Genomic DNA, 21,930 nt, shown 5'->3' with positions numbered 1-21,930 from the left:
AGGAGTCAGGAACGAGGCTTCCAGGCCAGCAGGCGCATGGCGTTTGCGGTTACCAGCACCGTCGCGCCCGTGTCGGCGAGGATGGCGGGCCACAGGCCGGTGATTCCGAGGATGGTGGTGACGAAGAACACCAGCTTCAGCCCGATCGCCATTGCGATGTTCTGCCAGATATTGGCCATGGTCCGCTTCGAAAGGTCGATCATGGCGGCGATATCGGCGACACGGCCGTGAAGGGTGGCCGCATCGGCGGTCTCCAGCGCCACGTCGGTGCCGCCGCCCATGGCGATGCCGATAGTGGCGGTGGCGAGCGCGGGGGCGTCGTTGATGCCGTCGCCCACCTTGCCGATTTTCAGCCCGTCGGATTTGAGCTCGGCCACGATGCGTGCCTTTTCTTCCGGCATCAGTTCGGCGCGAACCTCGATGCCCAGGGCATCGCCGATAGCTTGGGCGGTGCGGCGGTTGTCGCCGGTCAGCATGAGCGTCCGTATGCCGGCTTCCTTGAGGCGCGCCAGCCCGATTGCCGCGTCCTCACGTGGTTCGTCGCGCATGGCGATCGCGCCCAGCAGGCGCTTGCCGGCGACGACGACGGAGACCGTCTTGCCCTGATCGTTGAGGGCGGCGATCTGCGCTTGCTGCGCGTCCGAGGGCTCGGCAAGGCTTGCGGCGGCGCGCGGCGAGCCAAAGAAGATTTCCTCACCCTCGACGACGCCTTTGACGCCCTTGCCGCCCACGGCGGCGCTGTCTTCGGCTGCGGCGGGCTTCACGCCGTCGGCATTGGCCCTCTCCAGCACGGCGAGCGCCAGGGGATGGCTGGAGCCAGCCTCAAGGGCGGCTGCAAGCCGCAGCGTTTCCTCCGCCGTGCCGGCGAAGGCGATAATGTCGGTGACGACCGGCCGGCCTTCGGTCAGCGTGCCGGTCTTGTCGAAGGCGATGGCCTTGAGGCGCCCCGCTTCTTCGAGGACAGCGCCGCCCTTCATCAGGAGGCCCCGCCGGGCGCCGGCCGAAAGGGCGGCCGCGATTGCCGCCGGCGTGGAGATGACGAGCGCGCAGGGGCAGCCGATAAGCAGGATGGCGAGGCCCTTATATATCCATTCGCTCCACGGTTCGCCGCCAAGCAGCGGCGGCATGGTGGCCACCAGCGCGGCCAGCACAACGACCAGCGGCGTGTAGTAGGTGGAAAAGCGGTCGATGAACCGTTCCGTCGGCGCGCGCTTTTCCTGCGCTTCCTCGACCAGCCTGATGACCCGGGCGATCGTATTGTTTTCGGCGGCTGCGGTCACCTTGACGCGCAAAACCGCATCGCCATTGACGGTGCCGGCAAAGACCGCGTCTCCGGGGTCCTTGCTCGCGGGCGTGCTCTCGCCGGTCACAGGCGCCTCATTGACGGCGCTCGAGCCCGTCAGGACCTCGCCGTCGGCGGCGATCCGGTCGCCCGGGCGGACCACGATGACGTCGCCTACCTGAAGAAGCGAGCCGTCGACCTCTTCGACCGCTCCTGCGGGCGTCTCGCGCCGCGCCGTCTTTGGCACGAGGTCGCTCAGACCGCGGATGCTGGCGCGGGCGCGGCCGGCGGCCACGCCTTCAAGCAACTCGCCCACCAGGAACAGGAAGACGACCACGGCCGCCTCCTCCGTCGCCCCGATGATCACGGCGCCCACGGCGGCGATGGTCATGAGCATTTCGATGGAGAATGGGGTGCCGGTCGTGGCGGCGGCGAAGGCGCGGCGCGCGACGGGCATGAGCCCGATGAGCATGGCCCCGCCGAAGAGATAGACGTCGAGGCCAGGGAAGAACCGCGCGAGCCCGAAGGCGGCGCCGAGGGCAAGGCCGCAGAAGATGGCCAACCGGGCTTGCGGCTGCTTCCACCACGCATCTCCCGCGACGACAGGAGCCAGGCCGGTTGGCTGCACCTGGCCGCCTCGCTTTGCGTCGTCATTGTCTCCGGCGCCGGTGCGCCCCGCGCAGCAGGTGTCTGGCGTCGCGGCCTCGCGCGTGCCGCCGGCGACTGGCGACAGCCTGTAGCCGAGCTTTCGGACCTGCTTGGCTATCGCATCATCCGCCGCCGGATCGCCGTTGTGCCGCACGGTCATGCTCCCGGCGGCAACGGAAACGTTGACCTCGTCGACGCCTTTGACGCGGCGGACGGCCGTGTCGATCTTGCGGGCGCAACCAGCACAATCCATGCCTTCTACCCGGTAGCGTCGTTCGGTCGTGGGTTCTGCCGTCATTCTTCGTTCCTTGATATCGCCCGAAGAGACGCCTAATTCCTATAGCGGCTATAGGAGCAAGGAAAAAATGCCCGCATACGAGATCACGATCGGCGAGGCTTCGCGCAGGAGTGGCGTGAAGGTGCCGACGATCCGCTTTTACGAGCGCATCGGCCTGCTGCCCGCGCCGGCGCGCAGCGAGGGCAATCGGCGCCAGTTCGACGACAACGACCTGAACCGGCTGAAGTTCATACGCCATGCGCGGGAGCTGGGGTTCGACATGGCCGATATTCGCGAGCTTCTGGCGATGACGGAGGAGCCGCAGAGCTCGTGTCATCACGCCGACAGTATCGCCGTGCGTCACCTGCGCGAGATCGAACAGCGCATCGAACGCCTGACGGCGCTCAGGGGCGAGTTGCAGCGGATGGTGGAGGGATGCGGTCATGGCCAAGTATGCGAATGCCGCGTCATCCAGATCCTGGCGGATCACGACAATTGCCGCAGCGACGTGCATTAGCTCGACAGCCGCGATTGCCGCCACGCGTATCATTACAGTTGCCGCCAAGGCGAGAGGAGGGCGGCATGACTCGAATCAGCATGTGATTCGAACATGCACCTAAAGGTTGTAGTCTGGCAGTTCCATGGCCCGAGATCGAGATAGCGGCGATCGCCTTGCTGCCTTCTTCTCCTCTTCCAATGCGGCATTAACTGTTTGTTTAACAACCATTTTATGTCAGACAAGCCTTCGCCATGCTGCCTGTGCGCAAGTGTGCTCGTATAGGTTGTGTGAACACAACTAATGCGTTAATCTTGCTCTACTCGGTCAAGACAAGAAGGGGGCGCTTGGCGATGTAGAAGTTCGTCGTGGGGGCGTATTCCCCTGTCTCGTTACAGTTGAATCAGCTTGCCGTGCATGGGCGCTTCTTCGGCGTTCTTTCCGGCAGCCTGGTCGTTCCAGTCTTCGGCGCGAACCGCGAGCGGTCGGCCGGCGGAGTTACGGAAATTGGATTGGCATTCGTGCCGCGAGGGACCGCGTCCTTCGTGAAGGCGGAGATTTGCTCTCGAAGGGCGGGCTGAATGCCGCATACGTTTTGAAACAGGCACGAAGGGCTCGCCCTTCATATTCATCGGGAAGAGGTGCGGAATATGAACGTTCATAAACAGGAGGGGCTTTCCTTCGCGACATTGCGTGCGGCGGAAGCGGTGATCGAAACCAAGAGCCTGACCGGGGCGGCGCTGAAGCTGGGCATCAGCCAGCCGGCCATCAGCATGCATCTGGGCCGGCTGGAACGGGCCATCGGCACATCGCTGATAAAGAAGGTCGGCAACAAGATCGTCGTCAAGGAAGAGATTTCCCGCCTCATCAGGCAGATGCTGACGCTGGAGCGCCGGCTGAAGACGGTGGGCTACGAAAAGAACATGTCCAAGCTGAAGATCGGCGTCTGCACCTATTGCGCACCGCTGTTGATGGAGCGCGCCGGAATGTTCGGCAAGATGAAGGAGAATCTGTCCTGGCGGATCGCCGATTCCAGACGGCTGGAGGAAATGTATGAGCAAGGCGAGCTCGACGCGGTTTTCCGCGCACTCTACCCGTCGGAGATCGCTCCCGACCTGTCGACGGAATTCACCATGAAATGGGTGGGGGAGAAGCACCTTCTGGATTTCATGAAACCGGAGAGCCATGGCCTGCCCGTCGTGCTGGCCTCACCGCATTCTCCGCTCGGCGCCGTATCTCGCGATTGGCTGCGGCAGCACGAGGTCGTCTACGACATCGTCGGCGAGGTGGACGACATTCTGACGGCGAGCCGGCTGGTGTCGAGCGGCATGGCGCTGTCGCCGCTGCCCGCCTACGCGCTCGACAATCCTGCGGTCTATCTCAATGGCTGCACGCAGATATTGCCGGGCCAGATCGAGGCGCGCTACGGCATGTTCTTCGACGAACGCAGGTTCAATCTGCGCATGGCGCTGGACATCTTCGAACTGCTGAAGGACGAACTGGCGCGCGTGCCGCCGCAGGTGGGCGCGGCGCGGGCGAGCATGGCGCATCAGTAGGAGTTCAACGTTCCACTGGCTGCGTGGTCGATTGGCGCACGTGCAGTTCGGGCTTTATCAGCACCTGTTCGGGATGGACTTCGATGCCGTTGAGGCGGTCGAGCAGCACGCGGGCGGCGCGGCGGCCGACTTCGCGTTGTCCGTTCCAGACGGTTGTCAGCGCCGGCGTGGCGATGGCTGCTTCCTCAAGGTCGTCATAGCCCGTAACCGAGATGTCGACGCCTGGAACGAGGCCGGCGCGCGCAATGCCGTTCATCAGGCCGATCGCAACGAGGTCGTTCCAGCAGACGGCGGCGGTCGGCTTGTCCTTGAGCGCCAGGAAAGCGCCGGTCATCTCGAAGCCGGCCTGCTTGGTGCGGGGGCCTGGGAAGCGCCATTCCGGCTTTACCTCCAGGCCCGCCTTCTCCATGGCGGCGACATAGCCCTGGTAGCGATCGCGGCCGGTGGACGTCTGGTCGGTGCCGCCGATCATGGCGATCCGGGTATGGCCGAGCGAAATCAGATGATTGGTCGCCAGGCCGATCCCGTACGAATCGTCGCCGCGGAACACGGGCACCGCAGCGCCCTCCACCGAACGCGCGATGAGTACCGCCGGCAGGCCGTTTTCCTCGGCGAGCAGGATGTCCTGGGGCGGTGTACCGATGGCCGGCGACATGATGACGCCATCGGCGCCGAGCTGCAGCAGCGTGTCGATGAAGGTGCGCTGCTTTTCGAGCTGGTCGTAATGGTTCGACAGGAGGAAGGTCTGGCGGGAGCGGTCCAGCTCGGTCTCGATGGACCGCAGGATTTCGGCGAAGAAGGGATTCATGATGTCGTGAACGACGACCCCGACGATGCCGGAGCGCGAGGTGCGCAGGCTGGCGGCGCGGCGATTGTAGATATAACCGATCTCGCGCGCATGCTCCTTGATGCGCAGCCGCGTGGCGTCGGCGACGAGCGGGCTGTCGCGCAAAGCCAAGGATACGGTTGCCGTGGAAACGCCGAGAGCATCGGCGATCGTCGACAGTTTGATCTTCTGCGCCAGCGTATCCCTCCCGCGCGATGCGCCGCTTTAAACCGTTTAACCGGCCTTATGCCATCGGGCCGTTCAAGGTCAAAGCTTTTTCGCGAGCGGCTCCGTCTCGGCGTTCGGAACGGAGCGGCCGGCCAGCCGCAGCCGATGCTCGCGGTGCACAATGTAGAGGCCGCTCGCCACGATGATGGCGGCGCCGCCCAGCGTCCAAAGATCCGGCAATTGGCCAAAGAGGAAGTAGCCGAAGGCGATCATCCAGACCATTTGCAGATAGGGATAGGGCGCCAGCGCGTAGGTGGTCGCCTGGCGGTATGCCTTGATGATCAGCCAATGACCCGTCGCGCCGAAGACGCCGAGCGCCAGCAGCAGGACCCACTGCAGCGGCTCCGGCGGGACGACGCCGTAGAGCGGGACGGCGGGAAACATCAGGACGACCGGCGTCAGCGCGGAGTAAAAGATCAGGCTTTCGGCCGATTCGGTCGCGCTCATGCGGCGCGTGAGGATCACATAGAGGGAATAGCAGCTCATGGCGCCGATGGCGTAGAGATGGCCAAGGCCGAAAACGCCGAGACCGGGCCGGGTGATCACCAGCACGCCGATAAAGCCGACGACGATCGCCATCCAGCGCCGCCAGCCGGCCCATTCGCCGAGCAGCGGACCGGCAAGCGCGGTGATGACCATCGGCGCGAAGAAGAAGATGGACACTGTTTCGGCCAGCTGAAGCGTCTTCAACGCCAGGAAGTTGAGTACTGTCGAGCCGAACAGGAAGCAGCCGCGGATGATCTGCCAGGGCAGGCTTTTGACGTGGAACATGCGCGGGTTCCGCCACGCCTGGAGCAGGATCAGGACGAGGACGACGTGAACCGCGAAACGCACCCAGGCGACGAAGGGAGCGGCAAGGCCGGAGGTCACCAGATATTTGCCGCTCGCATCGAGGCAGGACAGGACGATGCCTGACAGAAAAATGAGCCCGATCGCCGAAGCCGGGGTCGCGGTTTCGGGCTGTGGCTGGCGGCGGCTGCCGCCGTCCGCCGATGTGGAATCTGTCATGAACGACCAGTCGGATGAGAACAATGAGAGAGTGCGAACGCGGGCGCCATTGTGCCTCATCGTTCGGCAAGATCAAGATCAACCGTAAGGATGCCTTATCAATGTTCGGGACGTCCTCAGGCCTCTTCTTCGATCTCCTCCTCGACCGGCGGGGCGCCCTTGGAAAGGTTGGCCTCAATGCGGGCGAGCAGCTTCACGAGCGCCTTCTGCTCTTTTTTGTCGAGGCTTTTCAGGGCCTGCTTCTCGGTCTTGCGCACCGATTTCTCGATGGCGCGGATCGCCTGCTCGCCGTTCTCGGTGAGGAAGACATGCGCACGCCGAGCGTCCTGTTCGGAGGCGCGCTTTTCGAGGAAGCCCTGGGCGGCCAGGCGGTTGATGGTCTTGGTGATGGTCGGCGGCCGCACGCCGAGCTTTGCGGCCAGCTCGCTGGGGGTCTGGCCGTTTTCATGGAACAGCGCGAGCATGATCTTGTCCTGCCCGGCGTAAAGACCCTGGTCGAGAAGCTTTTCCGCGAGCGCGGTGCGTGACAGGCGCGCGGCCGATTGCAGCCGGCTTATTACCGAACCTTTAGGCGATTTTGCCATCAACCCATCCTTCTCTGGCTTGCTTCGAGCCCGACATGGCCCAAGCGCGCGCCCCGGCGAAAGCATAGCCGGCCCCTCGATCATGGCAACCGGACATTCCCTACCGCACCGGCTTTCCGAAAACCGATTCCGATTTCCGGGCCGATGCGCTAGCGTGCCGGCGCATCGGATACTTTCCAGGCTAATGCCAAATCGGCGTATCATTCTTATGACAACGCGCGGGGACAGGGAGGAAAGAGGTTGGCGGACCATCAACGCATCGCGGTCCTTCCGTTGGGCGCGACCGAGCAGCACGGACCCCATCTGCCGCCGCAGACCGACTGGATTATCGCCGATGGGGTTGCGAGGCTTGCCGCCGAGCGCCTGCCGGACAGGCTGCCGGTCACCTTCCTGCCCGTCGAGAAGATCGGCTATTCCATCGAGCATGGCGATGACGAGCGAACGGAAACGCTCGCCTATGGCGAAGCAGTCGAGCGCTGGATCGGCATCGGCGAGAGGTTGAATGCCGAGGGCGTGCGCAAGTTCGTCATGCTCAACGCCCATGGAGGCAACGCGCCGCTGATGACGATCGTGGCGACGGAACTGCGCGTGCGGCACCGCATGCTGGCGGTCGCCACGAGTTGGACGCGTTTCGGCTATCCGCCGGAGGTCGTGACCCCACAGGAACGGGCGCTCGGCATCCATGGCGGGCTCATCGAGACCTCCGTCATGCTGGCGCTGCGGCCCGATCTGGTGGACATGGGCAAGGCGCGGGATTTCAAATCGGCGCAGGAAAGGTTCGCGTCCGACTTCGAACATCTGCGCGCCTACGGCCCGCATGCTTTCGGCTGGAAGGCGCGGGATCTATCGCCAGAAGGTGTGACGGGCAATGCGGCGGCGGCGAGCGCGGCGGCGGGCAAGGCGATCCTCGATCACGCTGTCGACGGCTTTCTCGGTCTTCTTGCCGATGTCGACCGTTTCGATCTCGCTGCGCTGAAGGGATAAGAGATCAGCCTGCCACGGCGACGACGAGCGCCGCATCGAGACGCTGGCCCGCCCGCGCCATTTCCGCAAGGGCGGCATCGCCGGCGCGCCGGGCGATGCCGTCGCGCGCGTTCCAGGTGATGCCGTCCAGCGCGCGGTCGTTGTAGGGCGGGATGTTCTCATAGATGTCGCGGCTGACGGCGTCGGGAAAGAACATCTGTCCGGTCAATACGCTGCTGTTGTCGGGAAACGCCTTGAAATGGATATGCGGCGTGCGGCCCGGATACCAGCCGGGATAGATGGTGGTGAAGGTGGCGATGCCGTTTCCGTCGGCGAACTGCGTGCCACGCAGGAAGGTTTCGCCCGTGGTGTCGACCCCGCCGGGCTGTCGCGGATAGCCCGAATAACGGCCCTCGGCGTCGCAATGCCAGATGTCCACCCGCGCGCCGGGAGCAGGCGTGCAGGCGGCGTCGACCACCTGCAGGCGCACCCGCAGCGGCACGCCGGGGCGTCCTTCCGTGATGTCCGAGCGCTCCTGTGCGGGGTCGAAGTAAAACGGACCTTCGGTGGTTTCGGGCATGATGGAGCAGATACCTGCGCCCGTGATGAGCGGCTCCGCCGCGACCGCCGGCCGCATCTTGCGCAAAAGCCCGGCCGTAAGAAACGTTCCCCCGCCGGCGGTGACTGCGAGGAAGGCGAAGGCACTGCGCCGCGTGATCATCGTCCGCTCTCTGTTTCTGCGTTGTCTTGCTGGAGAATAGGGCGCGAAGGCGGTAAAGACGAATGAAGCTTTGGTAATGATCGGGCCGAGCCCCGCGCGCGGATTCTCCCGTGCAAAATCCTGCCTGGCATCCTATATGGTCGCCGACCCATCACTTTTGCCCGAGAGGGAATTCATGTCCGAACAGAACGCGCAAATTCCGGTTACGGTGCTGACCGGCTATCTCGGCTCCGGCAAGACGACGCTCCTGAACCGCATCCTTACCGAGGACCACGGCAAGCGATATGCGGTCATCGTCAATGAGTTCGGCGAGATCGGCATCGACAATGATCTGATCGTGGAATCCGACGAGGAAATCTACGAGATGAACAATGGCTGCGTGTGCTGCACCGTGCGCGGCGACCTCGTGCGCGTGGTCGAGGGGCTGATGCGCAGGCCGGGGCGCTTCGACGCCATCATCGTGGAGACCACGGGCCTTGCCGACCCGGCGCCCGTGGCGCAGACCTTTTTCATGGACGACGACGTGCGGGCCAAGACCAGGCTCGACGCCGTGGTGGCGCTGGTCGATGCCAAGCACCTGCCGTTGCGGCTTAAAGATTCCAACGAGGCCGAGGACCAGATCGCCTTCGCCGATGTCATCGTCCTGAACAAGACCGATCTGGTCGACGAGGACGAGCTCAGGCGTGTGGAAGCGACGGTCCGCGCCATCAATCCTTCGGCACGGATCCACCGGGCCGAGCGGGCCGGCGTGGCCCTCGACGAGGTGCTGGATCGCGGCGCCTTCGACCTGAAGCGGGCACTGGACAACGATCCGCATTTTCTCGATCACGACGATCCGGACCATGTCTGCGGACCGGATTGCGATCACGATCACGATCATGACCATCACGGTCACCACCACCACCACCATCACGCCGAAGCTTCGCCGATCCACGATGCGGGTGTGAAGTCGATCTCGCTGCGGGCCGGCGAGATGGACCCGAAGAAGTTTTTCCCGTGGATGGAAAAGACGACGCAGATGGATGGCCCCAATATCCTGCGCCTCAAGGGCATCATCGCCTTTCCCGACGATCCGGAACGCTATGTCGTGCAGGGGGTGCACATGATCGTCGAAGGCGATCACCAGCGCGCCTGGAAAGAGGGCGAAAAGCGCGAAAGCCGGCTTGTGTTCATCGGCCGCGACCTCGACATGGAGCGCCTCCAGCGCACTTTCGAAGCCTGCCGGGCCTGAGCATGCCAACTGTTGCGCCGCTCGATCTCGATGCCCATTGCATCGCAGCAGCCTGGCTGAACGACATTCCGCACTTCGCGCTGGCCGACGGCCTCGTGCACAGGCTCGACCACGGCCACAAATGGACCGAGGCGCATGACGGCCTGCTGGCCGCGACGCCCGAGCTCGGCGGCGGGCGCCTGATATGCGGCGGCGAAGACGGGCGGGTCACGGCGGTATCAGTCGACGGCGGCGTGGAGGTGATGGCCGAGCATGGCCGCAAATGGATAACCAGCGTGGCCGCCGGGCCGCAGGGCGCGGTGGCCTTTGCAGCGGGGCGTGAAGCGGTGGTGCGGTTTTCCGACGGCAAGACGCGCTCGTTCGCCCATGCGCGGTCGGTCGAGGGATTGGCCTTCGCCCCCAAGGGCATGCGGCTGGCGGTCGCCCGCTACAATGGCACGACGCTGCATTTTCCCGCGACTGAGGGCAAGCCGGTGGAGCTCGAATGGGCCGGCGCGCACACGGGCGTATCCTTTTCGCCGGATGGCAAGTTCCTGGTCACGACAATGCAGGAGAACGCGCTGCACGGCTGGAAGCTGGCCGATGGCAAGCACATGCGCATGGCCGGCTATCCTTCGAAGGTGAAAAGCTGGTCGTGGGGGCCCAAGGGCAGATGGCTGGCGACGTCGGGTGCGCCGGCGGCCATCGTCTGGCCGTTTCAGGCCAAGGACGGCCCAATGGGAAAGGCGCCGCTGGAGCTTGGCACCCGGGGCGATACGGTAGTCACCCAGGTTGCGTTTCACCCCACCGGGGACATCGTTGCGATCGGCTACGGCGACGGCATGATCCTGGCCGCGCGCTGCGCGGATGCGAAGGAAGTGCTCCTACGCCGGCCCGGCAAGGCCGCGATCACTGCCATGGCCTGGGACCGGGAGGGCCGCAGGCTTGCCTTCGGCAGCGAAGAGGGGGAAAGCGGCGTAGTCGACATCTCCTTCTGAAAGTCCTTTTCAAGAAGGGCCAGTGCCGGCTTCAAAGGCGCGTCCCAGCGCTTCCGGTGCCTGAAACCCCTCGGCCTGATCCGGTTCAACGGCGCTCCCAGATCTTTGATCTTCACGCGTGTCCGCCGCTCATTTCGCCGCGCGCTGGAACCTTCGGTGGCCGTGCAGCTTTTGCGCTGAAGCGGCTATTGGAGGATAAATGGGCGACCGTCCCGCCGGAAAACTTCCGTTCAACTCCCTGCAGGCCCTGCGCGAGGAGGCGGATGGCTGTACGCGCTGCGACCTCTACAAGCATGCGACGCAGACGGTGTTCGGCGAGGGCGGACCAATGGCGAGCGCCTTCTTCGTCGGTGAACAGCCGGGCGACAAGGAGGATATCGAAGGACGGCCTTTCGTGGGGCCGGCGGGTCGCCTGTTCGACGCGATCCTTCAAGAAGTGGGGATCGATCGGGAAAAGACCTATGTCACCAACGCCGTCAAGCACTTCAAGTTCGCGCCGCGCGGCAAGCGTCGCATCCACTCGAAGCCGAACGCCGGCGAGATAAAGGCCTGCCGCTGGTGGCTCGACCAGGAACTGACCTTGATTAAGCCGGACGTGGCAGTCGCGCTTGGCGCAACCGCGGCCAGGGCGCTGGTGGGCAGGCAGGTCCCTGTCATGAGGCTGCGCGGCGACGTGGTGGAGAGCGTGGAGGGCGTGCCGGTGGTGATAACGGTGCACCCGTCCTATCTGCTGCGCATCCCCAATGCGGTCGACAAGAAGCGCGAGCGCGAGCGGTTTTCCGAGGATCTGCGAAAGGTGAAGGCACTGATGAGCGGGTAGTGCTATCTCACCAGCACTGCCCGCAGATCGTTGACGTTGGTCCCGGTCGGCCCCGGAACGAACAGGTCGCCCAGCGCATCGAAGCCGCCCCAGCTGTCGTGGGCGGCGAGCAGGGATTTTGGATCGAGACCGGCCGCGCGCAGGCGGGTGGCAGTGGTGTGGTCGGCGAAGGCGCCGGCATTGTCTTCAGAGCCGTCTATGCCGTCCGTATCGGCGGCGAAGCCATCAATGCCCGTCACGCCATCCATGCCGATTGCCAGGGCCAGCAGGAACTCGCCGTTGCGCCCGCCGCGTCCGCCTTTCGCCTTGATGGTGACGGTGGTCTCGCCGCCCGACAGGATGACGACCGGCTTCCTGAAGGGCCGGTCGCGCAGGGCGACTTCACGGGCGATCGCGGCGTGGACGCCGGCCACCTCGCGCGCCTCGCCTTCGATGGCGTCGGACAGGATGACGGGCGTGATGCCATGGCGCTGCGCGGCGGCGGCGGCCGCTTCCAGCGAGCGGGCAGCCGAGGCGACGATTTGCACCTCGTTTCCAGCGAAACGGCTATCATCCGGCAAGGGAGCGTCGGCGGCATCGGAGTTCAGGTGGCGCATTACCGATTCCGGCAGGTCGAGCCGAAAGGTTTCCACGATCTGCAGCGCTTCGGCGCGGGTGGCCGCGCTGGGCACGGTAGGGCCGGAGGACACGAGCGCGGGATCGTCGCCGGGGATGTCCGAGACGACGAGCGAGACCACGCGCGCGGGATGGGCGGCGGCGGCCAGCCGCCCGCCCTTGATGGCGGAGACGTGCTTGCGCACGGTGTTCATGGCGGCGATCGGCGCGCCGCTGGCAAGCAGCGCTTCGTTGACGGCGATTTCGTCTTCCAGCGTCAGGTTTCCCGCCGGGGCCGGCAGGAGCGCCGAGCCGCCGCCGCAGACGAGGGCGATGACGAGATCGTCCTTGCTCAGGCCGGAGACGAGTTCCATGAGCACCCTGCCGCCTTCGAGGCCTGCCTTGTCCGGCACCGGGTGAGCCGCTTCGTAGACCTTGATGCGGCGGGTGGGCGCTCCGTAGCCGTAGCGGGTGACCACGGCTCCCTCGAACGGACCGTCCCACGCGTTTTCGAAGGCCTGCGCCATTTGCGCGGCGCCCTTGCCGGCACCGATGACGATTGTGCGGCCCTTAGGCTTTTCAGGAAGGAAATCGCGGATCGTCTTCTCGGGGTCTGCCGCGGCGACGGCGGCCTCGAAGAGCGAGGCGAAGAATTTCTTCGGTTCAATCCCTGATGCCATCACCGCCGCCCGTGCTCCCTTTCATGGCCTTGCCCGCGACGTAGGTTTGCACCACGGCACGGTCGTCGCCGAGGGTTTGCAGCACGAAAAGCTCTTCCGCAAGGGTTTTTGCCCGCTCCATGCGCAAGGCCATGGCCGGGGTGGCGCCGGCGTCAAGGATCACAATGTCGGCGCTGGTGCCGTTGCCCAGCGTGCCGATCTCATCGGCGAGGGCGAGCGCCTCGGCATTGCCCCGCGTTATCTGCCAGAAGGAGGACAGGGGGTTCAGCTTCTCGCCCTGCAAGCCGATTGCCTTGTAGCCCTCGTCCATCGTTCGCAGCATCGAATAGTTGGTGCCGCCACCCACATCGGTGGCGACTGCGACGCGTAGGGGCTTCGCCCGGCGGCGGTAGCGCTGGTAGTCAAACAGGCCGGAACCCAGGAAGAGGTTCGACGTCGGGCAGAAGACGGCAACCGAGCCGCTTTCGGAAAGCGCGTCGGCCTCGCGCTCGCTCAAATGGATGCAGTGGCCGAAGAGGCTTTTGGGGCCGGTCAGGCCGTAGCGCTCATAGATCCCCGTATAATCCGGCGCTTCGGGATAGAGCGAGCAGGCAAGGGCGATCTCGTCGCGGTTTTCGGACAGGTGGGTCTGGATGTGCAGATCGGGATGTTCGCGGGCGAGCGCGCCGGCCATCTCCATCTGCTCAGGGCTGGAGGTGATGGCAAAGCGGGGCGTGATGGCGTAGCGGGCGCGGCCCTTGCCGTGCCAGCGCCGGATCAGCGCTTGCGTGTCGTCGTAGGAGGTCGGGGGCGTGTCGACGAGATTGTCGGGGGCGTTGCGGTCCATCATCACCTTGCCGGCGATGATGCACATGTCGCGGCGGGCGGCGGCCTCGAACAGGGCGTCGGCGCTTTGCGGGTGAACCGAGCAATAGGCGGCGACGGTGGTCGTGCCATGGCGAGCGAGTTCGTCGAGGAAGAATTCGGCGATGCCGGCTGCATGGGCAGGATCGCCGAAACGCGCTTCCTCGGGGAAGGTGTATTTGTTGAGCCAGTCGAGCAGTTCGGCTCCGAAGCTCGCGATCACCTGCATCTGCGGGAAATGGGCGTGCGTGTCGATGAAGCCGGGCATGATGAGGTGCGGGCGGTGGTCGGCGGTCGTGCAGCCGGGCGCGGCCGCGCGGCTGACTTCGCCATAGGCTCCGCTGGCGACGATCCTGCCGCCGTCGATCAGGACGGCGCCGTCTTCCTCGTAGGAATAGGCCTGGTGATCGCCCGGACCTTGCGGTTCGCGGAGGAATGTCAGCACACGGCCGCGGATGAGCGTTTGGGGCATGATTTCCTTTACCGTGCTTCCTCGAACCACGTTACCAGCAATCGGCGTTCCTGCTCGCTCATGCCGGACACATTGCCGGGCGGCATGGCGTGGCTGCGGCCGGCCTGAAGGTAGATCTCGCGGGCGTGGGCGGCGATTTCGGCGTCGGTGTCGAGCTTGACGTTGCTGGGTGCGACGGGCACGCCGTCATAGGCAGGCTCGGCGGCGTGGCACATGGCGCAGCGGCCCATCACCGTGTCACGGACGGCGGGAAAGTGGGCAGAGGCGATGAAGCGTTCCTCGGCGGCGCTGACCTGCCGCTCTCCCGTCAGGACGGCGGGAACGGTGGACAGCCACATGATGATGACGAACAGCACCGCCGCCGCGCCCCAGGTCCAATGCGGGTGGCCCTTGCCCGCATGGGCCGTGTTGAAATAGTGCCGGATCAGAACGCCCACGATGAAGATCAGCGAGGCGATGACCCAGTTGAACTCGGTTCCGAATGCCAGCGGGTAGTGGTTCGACAGCATCAGGAAAACCACGGGCAGGGTGAGGTAGTTGTTGTGCAGCGAACGCTGCTTTGCCTGCGCGCCGAGTTTGGGATCCGGTTTCCGGCCGGCCTTCAGATCGGCAACCACGATCTTCTGGTTAGGAATGATGATGAGGAAGACGTTGGCGGTCATGATGGTCGCGGTGAAGGCGCCCAGATGCAGGAAGGCGGCGCGGCCGGTGAAAAGCTGAGTATAGCCCCAGCTCATCGCCACCAGGATGGCGTAGAGCACCAGCATCAGGGTCGTGTCGTTGCGGCCGAGCGGCGACTTGCACAGAAGGTCGTAAAGAACCCAGCCGAGCCCGATGGAAGCCATCGAAATGAGGATGGCGACGGGAACGGAGATGTCGAGCACGTTGCGGTCGATCAGGTATAGATCGGCGCCGGCATAGTAGATGATTGCCAGAAGCGCGGCTCCCGACAGCCAGGTCCAATAGGATTCCCACTTGAACCAGGTCAGATGCTCGGGCAGGGCGGCGGGCGCGACCAGATACTTCTGGATATGGTAGAAGCCACCGCCATGGACCTGCCATTCCTCGCCGGCCGCGCCTTCCGGAAGAGGTCCGTCGCGCCGCAGGCCCAGATCGAGGGCGATGAAATAGAAGGACGAGCCAATCCAGGCGATCGCGGTCACCACATGCAGCCAGCGCACTATGAAGCCGATCCAGTCCCAGATGACGGCGATGTCGTTCATGTTCGTTCCCGCTCCTTTTGACGCGAGGTGTATACCAAGGACCATGGATAACGGCCGATTTGACCGGAGGGATTGTGCGCCGTGGCAAGGCGCGCCGCGCGCCGTGATGCCTTTGCATCACAAGCGTGGGGCAACGCCGCCACGGCGCACAATAACCCGGCCCTTCGGGTGAGACAGGACGAACCGCTGGACGTCGTTGCGCTGCTTGGACGATGGGCTGCATCGCCCTGTACAGCGCGCCTAGCCAGCGGATCGCCCTGTCTCATCAAATCGGTCATTATCCATGGTCCTTGGTATCCCGGAATGAGCGGCAAACGGAAAGGGGGCGCCGGCACGATGACTTTCAAAATTTTCTGGAAAATACCTTCGCGACAGGATTGAAATGCCAGCATGGCTTATCTCGACAACATAGCAGTCTTCGTGCGGGTGGTGGAACTCGGCAATCTGTCGGCCGCCGGGCGCGACATGCGCATCTCCCCGGCCGTCGCCTCCAACCGGGTGAAGGAGCTGGAAAAGTATCTCGGCGTGCGCCTGTTCAACCGCACCACGCGGCAACTCATGCCGACCGAGCAGGGGCGGGTGTTCTATGAGGGTGCGAAGAAGGTGCTGGAGGCGGTGTCGGAGGCGGAGGCTTCCGTCGCCGCGCTTTCGGGGCAGCCGCGCGGCATCATCCGCATGACGGCGCCGCTGGGGCTCGGGCGGCGGATGATCGCGAGCGGCATTCCGGAGTTCCGCGACCGCTATCCCGATATCGAGGTCAGGCTGCGCCTGTCCGACCATGAGGTCGACATGATGAAGGAAGGCATCGACGTGGCCTTCAAGCTGGGGCTGCTCGAAGATTCCAGCCTGCGCATGCGGGGCATCATGGATTGCGAGCGGGTGTTGGCCGCTTCGCCCGAGTATCTCGCGCGGCGCGGCACGCCGGAACGGCCCGAGCAATTGGTGGAGGACGGGCACGATTGCCTGATGCTGCGGTTTCCCGGCCTGCGCGAATATTTCTGGACCCTGCAGACGCCGGAAGGCCCGCGAAAATTCGAGGTGCGGGGGCCGTTCGACACGGATGACGGCGATGTCATCACCGGCTGGGCGCTTTCGGGACGCGGCATCATCAACAAGCCGCGCTTCGAGATAGAGCCTTTCCTGCGCGATTGGCGGCTCAAAGTCGTCCTGCCGGAAACGCCGCCGGTTCCGATCAAGCTGGCCGCGGTCTATCCGCACAAGAAATATCAGGACCCGAAGGTGCGGCTGCTGGTCGATTTCATGGCGGAGCGCTGCCAGCGCCTGATCGGCGAGGCGCTGACGGGGCGGTAACGGCTCTACGCCAGTGCGGCCATCAGCTCGGCGGCCGCCATGGCCGCGATCACCGCCGGGCGCTTGTCGCGCAGATGGCTCCCGCCGATGGGGGTCACGAGCCGGGTAAGGCGGCTCTCGCTGCCGCCGTTTTTCAGGTACCAGCTCTTGAAGGTCGCGCGCTTGGTCTTCGAGCCGATCATGCCGACATAGGCCGCATCCTCGCGCGCCAGCGCTTCGGAGACGATGAGGAAATCGAGCGCGTGATCGTGGGTGAGCACGACAAAGGCAGAACCCGGCGGGGCGGCGTGCACCATCTCCTCGGGCATGGCGGTCAGCCGTGTTTCGACGTCGGGCGGGAAGTCCTCGAGCGCTTCCTGGCGCGTTTCCACCACAACCGCACGGACGGGCAGCAGGGCGAGCGCCCGTGCCAGCGCATGGCCGACATGCCCGCCGCCGAACAGGTAGACATGGGGTTGGGCTGCATCATCGGCGCGGGCGCGCTCCAGCATCCGGGCGCGTTCGCTGTCGGTGACGATGCGGATGTCGAGGCCGACATGGCCGCCGCAGCATTGGCCGATCTCGGGGCCGAGCGGAATGTCGAGCGCTCCGGTCCTGATGTTCCGTTCGATCAGCTGCCGGGCCTTGTCTATCGCCAGGAATTCAAGCTGGCCGCCGCCTATCGTGTTGAAGATGGCTTCGGGGGAAACCAGCATCCATGCCCCTTTTTCGCGCGGGGTCGATCCCTTCGCCTCGCGCACCTCGATCAGCGCCGCAGCAGGCGCGGCGTCGAGGAAGGTCTGGAGGCGGTCGGCGGTCGTTGTCATGGGCTTTCGGTTTCCCGGCAGCGCCGGCGTTGGATAGTCAACCCTCCGCTCTCAGGCGCTCCACCGCCATCAGCACGCGTTCAGGCGTGGCCGGCGCATCAAGCCTCGGGCAGATCTTGTGACCGGCGACGCTTGCCACGGCGTCCGACAGGGCGTGCAGGACCGACATGGCCAGCATGAAAGGCGGCTCGCCGACGGCCTTGGAGCGGTGAACGGTCTTCTCGCGGTTTTCACCCCAATCGGCCAGCTCCACATTGAATATTTTCGGCCGGTCGGAGGCCAGCGGGATCTTGTAGGTCGAGGGCGCATGGGTGCGCAGCCGGCCCTTGTCGTCCCAAACGAGTTCTTCCGTGGTCAGCCAGCCCATGCCCTGAATGAAGCCGCCCTCGATCTGGCCAATGTCGATGGCCCGGTTGAGCGAGCGTCCTGTCTCGTGGAGGATGTCGGTGCGCTCGATGACATACTCGCCCGTCAGCGTGTCGACCGAGACTTCCGAGCAGGCCGCGCCATAGGCGAAATAGTAGAAGGGACGGCCCTTGCCCTTGTCGCGGTCCCAATGGATCTTCGGCGTCTTGTAGAACCCGGCGGCTGAAAGCTGGACGCGGGCCATATAGGCCTGGCGCACCAGTTCGGCGAAAGGGATTTCCTGGTTGCCGACGCGCACCCGGCCGGGCAGGAACTCTATCTGCTCCTTTGGAACCTCATATTGGCCTGTCGCGAAATCGATCAGGCGGTCCTTGATCTGGCGCGCGGCGTTTTGCGCGGCCATGCCGTTGAGATCGGAACCGGACGAGGCAGCGGTGGCCGAGGTGTTGGGCACCTTTCCGGTGGTCGTTGCGGTGATCTTCACCTGCTCGATATCGACCTGGAATTCCTCGGCGACGATCTGGGCGACCTTGACGTAGAGGCCCTGTCCCATCTCGGTGCCGCCATGATTGAGATGGATGGAGCCATCCGTGTAGACGTGCACAAGCGCGCCGGCCTGGTTGAAATGGGTCGCGGTGAAGGAGATGCCGAACTTGACCGGCGTCAGCGCAATGCCCCGCTTGACGATGGGGCTGCGCTCGTTGAACTCGGCGATCTCGCGCCGGCGGTCCGCGTAGCCGGCGCTGATCTCCAGTTCCTCGATCACGTGCGCGGCTTCGCTATCCTCGACCGTCTGGTGATAGGGCGTCACGTTGCGGTCGGTCTCGCCGTAGAGGTTGCGCTTGCGGATTTCCAGCGGGTCGCGGCCCAGCGCGAAAGCCACCTCATCGATGATGCGTTCGGCACCCAGCATGCCCTGCGGGCCACCGAAACCGCGAAAGGCGGTGTTGGAGACGGTGTTGGTATAGAGCGGGCGAGAGACTGCCCGGACCGAAGGATAGTAGTAGGTGTTGTCGCAATGGAAAAGCGCCCGGTCCGTGACGGGACCGGAAAGATCGGCGGAAAAGCCGCAGCGCGCCGAGTAGGTGAAATCGACGCCCAGTATCCGCCCTTCCTCATCGAAGCCGACATCGTAGTCGATCAGGAAATCGTGGCGCTTGCCGGTGGCGGTCATGTCGTCGTCGCGGTCGGGGCGGATCTTGACCGGCCTTCCCGTCTTCTTCGCGGCGATGGCGGCGACCGCCGCAAACAGATTGGCCTGCGTCTCCTTGCCGCCGAAGCCGCCGCCCATGCGCCGCACCTCGACGGTGACGGCGTGGGAAGGCGCGCCCAGCGCATGGGCGACCATATGCTGAACCTCGCTCGGGTGCTGCGTGGAGGAGTGGACGGTCACGTCCTGATCCTCGCCCGGCATGGCGAAGGCGATCTGGCCTTCAAGGTAGAAGTGATCCTGCCCGCCGACGCGGATCCGGCCGGAGACGCGCCTGGGCGCTGCCCGGAGCGCCAAGCCCACGCTGCCGCGCTGCAGGGTGAGCGGCTTGGTGACGAGGCGGGCGTCTTCACCGGCTTGTGCGATGTCGATCAGCGCCGGCAGTTCCTCATATTCGATCCTGGCCAGGGTACAGGCCCGGCGTGCCTGCTCACGCGTTTCGGCGATGACGGCGAAAACCGGCTGGCCGAGGAACTGCACCCTGTCCGGCGTGAAAATCGGCTCGTCATTGAGGCCGGTCGGACTGATGTCGTTCGTGCCGGGCACGTCCTGGTGATTTAGAACGGTGACCACGCCGGGCGCGGCGGCCACTGCGTCGAGATCCATCGACCGGATGACGCCGTGGGCAACCGCCGACAAGCCTAGATAGGCATGTAGCGTGCCGGCCGGTTCTGCCATGTCGTCGATATAGACGGCTTCGCCGGTAACATGCTTATGGGCGGAATCGTGTCGGCGGTCGGTGGCTACACCGCCGGAGATTTCCGCCTTCTTGAGGTCGAGCGGCTCGTGTCTGGTCATTACGCCACCTCATAGCGGGCGACTTCCAGAGGCATCGCGCCACCGGACGTTGCCAGATGGAAGCGCCGCAGAAGATTCTTCGCCGCCATCATGCGATATTCGGCCGATGCGCGCATGTCGCTGATAGGCGTGAAATCCGCCTCATAGGCGGCAAGGGCGGCATCGACCGTTTCCTGCGACCACGGCCGCCCGACGAGTGCCGCTTCGACGGCCTTTGCCCGCCTTGGCGTGGCGGCCATGCCGCCATAGGCGATGCGGGCCTGCGCGACGGACCCGTCGCGCACGGTGACATTGAAGGCGCCCAGCACGGCGGTGATGTCCTCGTCGCGGCGCTTGGACACTTTCCACACCGCAAAGCGGGCGTCCGGGTCGGGCAGCGGTACATGGATCTTCTCTACGAACTCTCCCGGCGCCCGATCCTGCTTGCCATAGTCGATGAAATAGTCTTCGAGCGCGATAGTGCGGCGCGTATCGCCCTTGCGCAGGGTGAGGGAGCCGCCCAGCGCGATCAGCGGCGGCGGCATGTCGCCGATAGGCGAGCCATTGGCGATGTTGCCGCCGATGGTTCCCATGTTGCGCACCTGGTCCCCGCCGATGCGGTCGATCAGCCGGCCCAGCGGCGGTATCCTGCCTGAAAGGACGGAGAAAGCGTCCGAATAGCTGACGCCGGCACCGAAGGTGATGCTGGCCGCGTCCTCCTCGATCGCTCGCAACGCGCCCAGCCCGCCGATGAACACGGCAGGCGCGATATTGCGCATGAATTTGGTGACCCACAGGCCGACATCGGTGGAGCCGGCGACGATGGTCGCGTTGGGTTCAGCCTGCAGGATTTCGGCCAGGTCGTCGACATCGGACGGCACGAGGAGGCGGTTTGCACCTTCGCCGATCTCGACGCGGCTTCCATCAGCCAAGGCCGAAAGCCGCGCGCGCACCCGCGCCCGCTCGCCATGCAGCGGATCGGCCTGTGGCGCGCCGTAGCCGGCGATCGCCCGTGCGGCCTTGACGATGGGCTCGTAGCCGGTGCAGCGGCAGAGGTTGCCCTGAAGGGCCTTGTCTATCGCCTGGTCGCCCGGCTGGGGGGAGCGCATCCAGAGGGCGTAGAGCGACATGACGAAGCCCGGCGTGCAGAAGCCGCATTGGGAGCCATGATGGTCCACCAGGGCCTGCTGCACCGGATGCAGCGTCCCGTCCGTCCGCTTCAGATGCTCGACCGTGACCACATGGCAGCCGTCGAGCGAGCCGAGAAAGCGGATGCAGGCATTGACGGCCTCGTAGAGGAGCTCGTCTCCGGCAATGCGGCCAACCAGGACCGTGCAGGCGCCGCAATCGCCCTCGGCGCAGCCTTCCTTGGTGCCGGTCAGGCGGCGGCGCAGGCGCAGATAGTCGAGCAGGGTTTCATCCGGCGTGACATCGGCCAGCGAGACGTCGCGGTCGTTCAGGAGGAACCGGATCTGATGACGCGTCTTGGGCATTCAGCTCCCCCGGTAGGTGGAATAACCATAGGGCGAGACGAGCAGCGGCACATGGTAGTGAACGTCGTCGGCGATGCCGAAGCGGATCGGCACGCGGTCGAGGAAGGCCGGCGCCGGCAGCGTCACGCCCTGCTTGCGCAGATAGTTGCCGACTTCGAAGATGAGCTCATATTCGCCCGGCGCGAAGGCGCCGCCCTCCAGAAGCGGCGCGTCGCAGCGCCCGTCGGCGTTGGTGGTGACGGTCTTGAGGTGCGTCCGGCCCTCGCCGTTGAACCGGTAGAGCGCGATTTCCATGCCTGCTGCGGGTTGGCCCGAGGCGGTGTCGAGCACATGCGTCGTCAGCCGGCCTTCGGCGGGCTTGCCCATCTGATATCCCTTTGCATTCATTGTTTTGTTCCTGACCGATTGTGCGGCAAATCATCGGCGAGCATAAGGGGGGTGCGATGAGAGAGCCGCAAAAAGTCTTTCAAATTTTTCAAGGGAATGACGGTCTCGGGCGATCGGCTATCCTGCGGCCCGGCGAACCGGCGGTGGGCCA

At 64.9% G+C, this 21,930-nt stretch carries 20 protein-coding genes; 7 read left to right on the top strand and 13 right to left on the bottom strand.

Annotated features, from left to right (window positions below; translation table 11 throughout):
• Positions 1 to 5: 5 nt before the first annotated feature.
• A complete protein-coding gene (locus tag NTH_RS07015) occupies positions 6 to 2,228 on the bottom strand; it encodes a heavy metal translocating P-type ATPase (RefSeq protein ID WP_338529350.1) in 2,223 nt (740 codons plus the stop codon).
• 67 nt (positions 2,229 to 2,295) lie between these two features.
• Between NTH_RS07015 and NTH_RS07010 the strand changes: the two genes are divergently transcribed.
• Entirely contained in the window at positions 2,296 to 2,724 is a 429-nt protein-coding gene (locus NTH_RS07010) for a MerR family transcriptional regulator (protein ID WP_338529349.1), read from the top strand.
• Between the two features lie 371 nt (positions 2,725 to 3,095).
• On the opposite strand, the gene NTH_RS07005 is transcribed toward NTH_RS07010, so the two are convergent.
• Positions 3,096 to 3,365 (bottom strand): hypothetical protein, encoded by a 270-nt coding sequence (locus NTH_RS07005; RefSeq protein ID WP_338529348.1) that lies wholly within the window; start codon positions 3,363 to 3,365, stop codon positions 3,096 to 3,098.
• Between NTH_RS07005 and NTH_RS07000 the strand changes: the two genes are divergently transcribed.
• Positions 3,354 to 4,259, top strand: a complete 906-nt coding sequence (locus tag NTH_RS07000; RefSeq protein ID WP_338529347.1) for a LysR family transcriptional regulator — start codon at positions 3,354 to 3,356, stop codon at positions 4,257 to 4,259. The genes NTH_RS07005 and NTH_RS07000 overlap by 12 nt on opposite strands.
• A gap of 4 nt (positions 4,260 to 4,263) precedes the next feature.
• On the opposite strand, the gene NTH_RS06995 is transcribed toward NTH_RS07000, so the two are convergent.
• The 3 genes from NTH_RS06995 to NTH_RS06985 all read right to left on the bottom strand — a co-directional run bounded on the left by NTH_RS06995 (position 4,264) and on the right by NTH_RS06985 (position 6,905).
• Complete coding sequence (locus NTH_RS06995; RefSeq protein ID WP_338531828.1) at positions 4,264 to 5,283, bottom strand: LacI family DNA-binding transcriptional regulator; 1,020 nt, start codon at positions 5,281 to 5,283, stop codon at positions 4,264 to 4,266.
• A gap of 69 nt (positions 5,284 to 5,352) precedes the next feature.
• Positions 5,353 to 6,321 carry a DMT family transporter gene (locus NTH_RS06990; protein WP_338529346.1) on the bottom strand — a complete coding sequence of 323 codons (969 nt, stop codon included), beginning with the start codon at positions 6,319 to 6,321 and terminating at the stop codon, positions 5,353 to 5,355.
• 116 nt (positions 6,322 to 6,437) lie between these two features.
• Positions 6,438 to 6,905 (bottom strand): MarR family winged helix-turn-helix transcriptional regulator, encoded by a 468-nt coding sequence (locus tag NTH_RS06985; protein ID WP_338531827.1) that lies wholly within the window; start codon positions 6,903 to 6,905, stop codon positions 6,438 to 6,440.
• Between the two features lie 240 nt (positions 6,906 to 7,145).
• Between NTH_RS06985 and NTH_RS06980 the strand changes: the two genes are divergently transcribed.
• The gene (locus tag NTH_RS06980) at positions 7,146 to 7,889 is read left to right on the top strand and encodes a creatininase family protein (RefSeq protein WP_338529345.1); all 744 of its coding nucleotides are present in this window, start codon (positions 7,146 to 7,148) and stop codon (positions 7,887 to 7,889) included.
• Positions 7,890 to 7,893: 4 nt separating this feature from the next.
• On the opposite strand, the gene NTH_RS06975 is transcribed toward NTH_RS06980, so the two are convergent.
• A complete protein-coding gene (locus NTH_RS06975) occupies positions 7,894 to 8,589 on the bottom strand; it encodes an intradiol ring-cleavage dioxygenase (RefSeq protein WP_338529344.1) in 696 nt (231 codons plus the stop codon).
• 175 nt (positions 8,590 to 8,764) lie between these two features.
• Between NTH_RS06975 and NTH_RS06970 the strand changes: the two genes are divergently transcribed.
• The 3 genes from NTH_RS06970 to NTH_RS06960 all read left to right on the top strand — a co-directional run bounded on the left by NTH_RS06970 (position 8,765) and on the right by NTH_RS06960 (position 11,617).
• Positions 8,765 to 9,820: a CobW family GTP-binding protein gene (locus tag NTH_RS06970; protein ID WP_338529343.1), complete on the top strand. Its 1,056-nt coding sequence runs from the start codon at positions 8,765 to 8,767 to the stop codon at positions 9,818 to 9,820.
• Between the two features lie 2 nt (positions 9,821 to 9,822).
• The gene (locus NTH_RS06965; protein ID WP_338529342.1) at positions 9,823 to 10,797 is read left to right on the top strand and encodes a WD40 repeat domain-containing protein; all 975 of its coding nucleotides are present in this window, start codon (positions 9,823 to 9,825) and stop codon (positions 10,795 to 10,797) included.
• Between the two features lie 199 nt (positions 10,798 to 10,996).
• A complete protein-coding gene (locus NTH_RS06960; protein ID WP_338529341.1) occupies positions 10,997 to 11,617 on the top strand; it encodes a UdgX family uracil-DNA binding protein in 621 nt (206 codons plus the stop codon).
• A 2-nt stretch (positions 11,618 to 11,619) separates the two neighbouring features.
• Here NTH_RS06960 and NTH_RS06955 read toward each other — a convergent pair whose 3' ends face one another.
• From NTH_RS06955 to NTH_RS06945, 3 genes are read right to left on the bottom strand one after another with little or no spacing between them, the layout of a single operon-like run.
• Positions 11,620 to 12,891, bottom strand: coding sequence for a glycerate kinase type-2 family protein (locus NTH_RS06955; RefSeq protein WP_338529340.1), 1,272 nt, complete (start codon positions 12,889 to 12,891; stop codon positions 11,620 to 11,622).
• A complete protein-coding gene (gene guaD, locus NTH_RS06950; protein ID WP_338529339.1) occupies positions 12,875 to 14,206 on the bottom strand; it encodes a guanine deaminase in 1,332 nt (443 codons plus the stop codon). The genes NTH_RS06955 and guaD overlap by 17 nt, the downstream gene beginning before the upstream one ends.
• Positions 14,207 to 14,214: 8 nt before the next feature.
• Complete coding sequence (locus tag NTH_RS06945; RefSeq protein WP_338529338.1) at positions 14,215 to 15,429, bottom strand: urate hydroxylase PuuD; 1,215 nt, start codon at positions 15,427 to 15,429, stop codon at positions 14,215 to 14,217.
• 390 nt (positions 15,430 to 15,819) lie between these two features.
• Between NTH_RS06945 and NTH_RS06940 the strand changes: the two genes are divergently transcribed.
• On the top strand, positions 15,820 to 16,740 hold the full coding sequence (locus tag NTH_RS06940) for a LysR family transcriptional regulator (protein WP_338529337.1): 921 nt from the start codon (positions 15,820 to 15,822) through the stop codon (positions 16,738 to 16,740).
• A 5-nt stretch (positions 16,741 to 16,745) separates the two neighbouring features.
• On the opposite strand, the gene xdhC is transcribed toward NTH_RS06940, so the two are convergent.
• From xdhC to uraH, 4 genes are read right to left on the bottom strand one after another with little or no spacing between them, the layout of a single operon-like run.
• The gene (xdhC, locus tag NTH_RS06935) at positions 16,746 to 17,546 is read right to left on the bottom strand and encodes a xanthine dehydrogenase accessory protein XdhC (RefSeq protein ID WP_338529336.1); all 801 of its coding nucleotides are present in this window, start codon (positions 17,544 to 17,546) and stop codon (positions 16,746 to 16,748) included.
• Positions 17,547 to 17,583: 37 nt separating this feature from the next.
• Positions 17,584 to 19,920 carry a xanthine dehydrogenase molybdopterin binding subunit gene (gene xdhB / locus NTH_RS06930; RefSeq protein ID WP_338529335.1) on the bottom strand — a complete coding sequence of 779 codons (2,337 nt, stop codon included), beginning with the start codon at positions 19,918 to 19,920 and terminating at the stop codon, positions 17,584 to 17,586.
• The gene (gene xdhA / locus NTH_RS06925; protein WP_338529334.1) at positions 19,920 to 21,392 is read right to left on the bottom strand and encodes a xanthine dehydrogenase small subunit; all 1,473 of its coding nucleotides are present in this window, start codon (positions 21,390 to 21,392) and stop codon (positions 19,920 to 19,922) included. Before xdhA ends, xdhB begins: the two co-directional genes overlap by 1 nt.
• Entirely contained in the window at positions 21,393 to 21,758 is a 366-nt protein-coding gene (gene uraH / locus NTH_RS06920) for a hydroxyisourate hydrolase (protein WP_338531826.1), read from the bottom strand.
• Between the last annotated feature and the right edge of the window lie 172 nt (positions 21,759 to 21,930).

The organism is Nitratireductor thuwali, assembly GCF_036621415.1.
Lineage (GTDB): Bacteria > Pseudomonadota > Alphaproteobacteria > Rhizobiales > Rhizobiaceae > Chelativorans > Chelativorans thuwali.
Note: the sequence above shows the minus strand (reverse complement) of the source record. Positions and strands in the feature narration are given on the sequence as shown.

Excerpts from the sequence above, each read along its gene's own strand:
- NTH_RS07015 (WP_338529350.1), bottom strand. The coding sequence starts at position 2,228 with ATGACGGCAGAACCCACGACCGAACGACGCTACCGGGTAGAAGGCATG.
- NTH_RS07010 (WP_338529349.1), top strand. The coding sequence starts at position 2,296 with ATGCCCGCATACGAGATCACGATCGGCGAGGCTTCGCGCAGGAGTGGC.
- NTH_RS07000 (WP_338529347.1), top strand. The coding sequence starts at position 3,354 with ATGAACGTTCATAAACAGGAGGGGCTTTCCTTCGCGACATTGCGTGCG.
- NTH_RS07005 (WP_338529348.1), bottom strand. The coding sequence starts at position 3,365 with ATGAACGTTCATATTCCGCACCTCTTCCCGATGAATATGAAGGGCGAG.
- NTH_RS06990 (WP_338529346.1), bottom strand. The coding sequence starts at position 6,321 with ATGACAGATTCCACATCGGCGGACGGCGGCAGCCGCCGCCAGCCACAG.
- NTH_RS06985 (WP_338531827.1), bottom strand. The coding sequence starts at position 6,905 with ATGGCAAAATCGCCTAAAGGTTCGGTAATAAGCCGGCTGCAATCGGCC.
- NTH_RS06975 (WP_338529344.1), bottom strand. The coding sequence starts at position 8,589 with ATGATCACGCGGCGCAGTGCCTTCGCCTTCCTCGCAGTCACCGCCGGC.
- NTH_RS06970 (WP_338529343.1), top strand. The coding sequence starts at position 8,765 with ATGTCCGAACAGAACGCGCAAATTCCGGTTACGGTGCTGACCGGCTAT.
- NTH_RS06965 (WP_338529342.1), top strand. The coding sequence starts at position 9,823 with ATGCCAACTGTTGCGCCGCTCGATCTCGATGCCCATTGCATCGCAGCA.
- NTH_RS06960 (WP_338529341.1), top strand. The coding sequence starts at position 10,997 with ATGGGCGACCGTCCCGCCGGAAAACTTCCGTTCAACTCCCTGCAGGCC.
- NTH_RS06955 (WP_338529340.1), bottom strand. The coding sequence starts at position 12,891 with ATGGCATCAGGGATTGAACCGAAGAAATTCTTCGCCTCGCTCTTCGAG.
- guaD (WP_338529339.1), bottom strand. The coding sequence starts at position 14,206 with ATGCCCCAAACGCTCATCCGCGGCCGTGTGCTGACATTCCTCCGCGAA.
- NTH_RS06945 (WP_338529338.1), bottom strand. The coding sequence starts at position 15,429 with ATGAACGACATCGCCGTCATCTGGGACTGGATCGGCTTCATAGTGCGC.
- NTH_RS06940 (WP_338529337.1), top strand. The coding sequence starts at position 15,820 with ATGGCTTATCTCGACAACATAGCAGTCTTCGTGCGGGTGGTGGAACTC.
- xdhC (WP_338529336.1), bottom strand. The coding sequence starts at position 17,546 with ATGACAACGACCGCCGACCGCCTCCAGACCTTCCTCGACGCCGCGCCT.
- xdhB (WP_338529335.1), bottom strand. The coding sequence starts at position 19,920 with ATGACCAGACACGAGCCGCTCGACCTCAAGAAGGCGGAAATCTCCGGC.
- xdhA (WP_338529334.1), bottom strand. The coding sequence starts at position 21,392 with ATGCCCAAGACGCGTCATCAGATCCGGTTCCTCCTGAACGACCGCGAC.
- uraH (WP_338531826.1), bottom strand. The coding sequence starts at position 21,758 with ATGGGCAAGCCCGCCGAAGGCCGGCTGACGACGCATGTGCTCGACACC.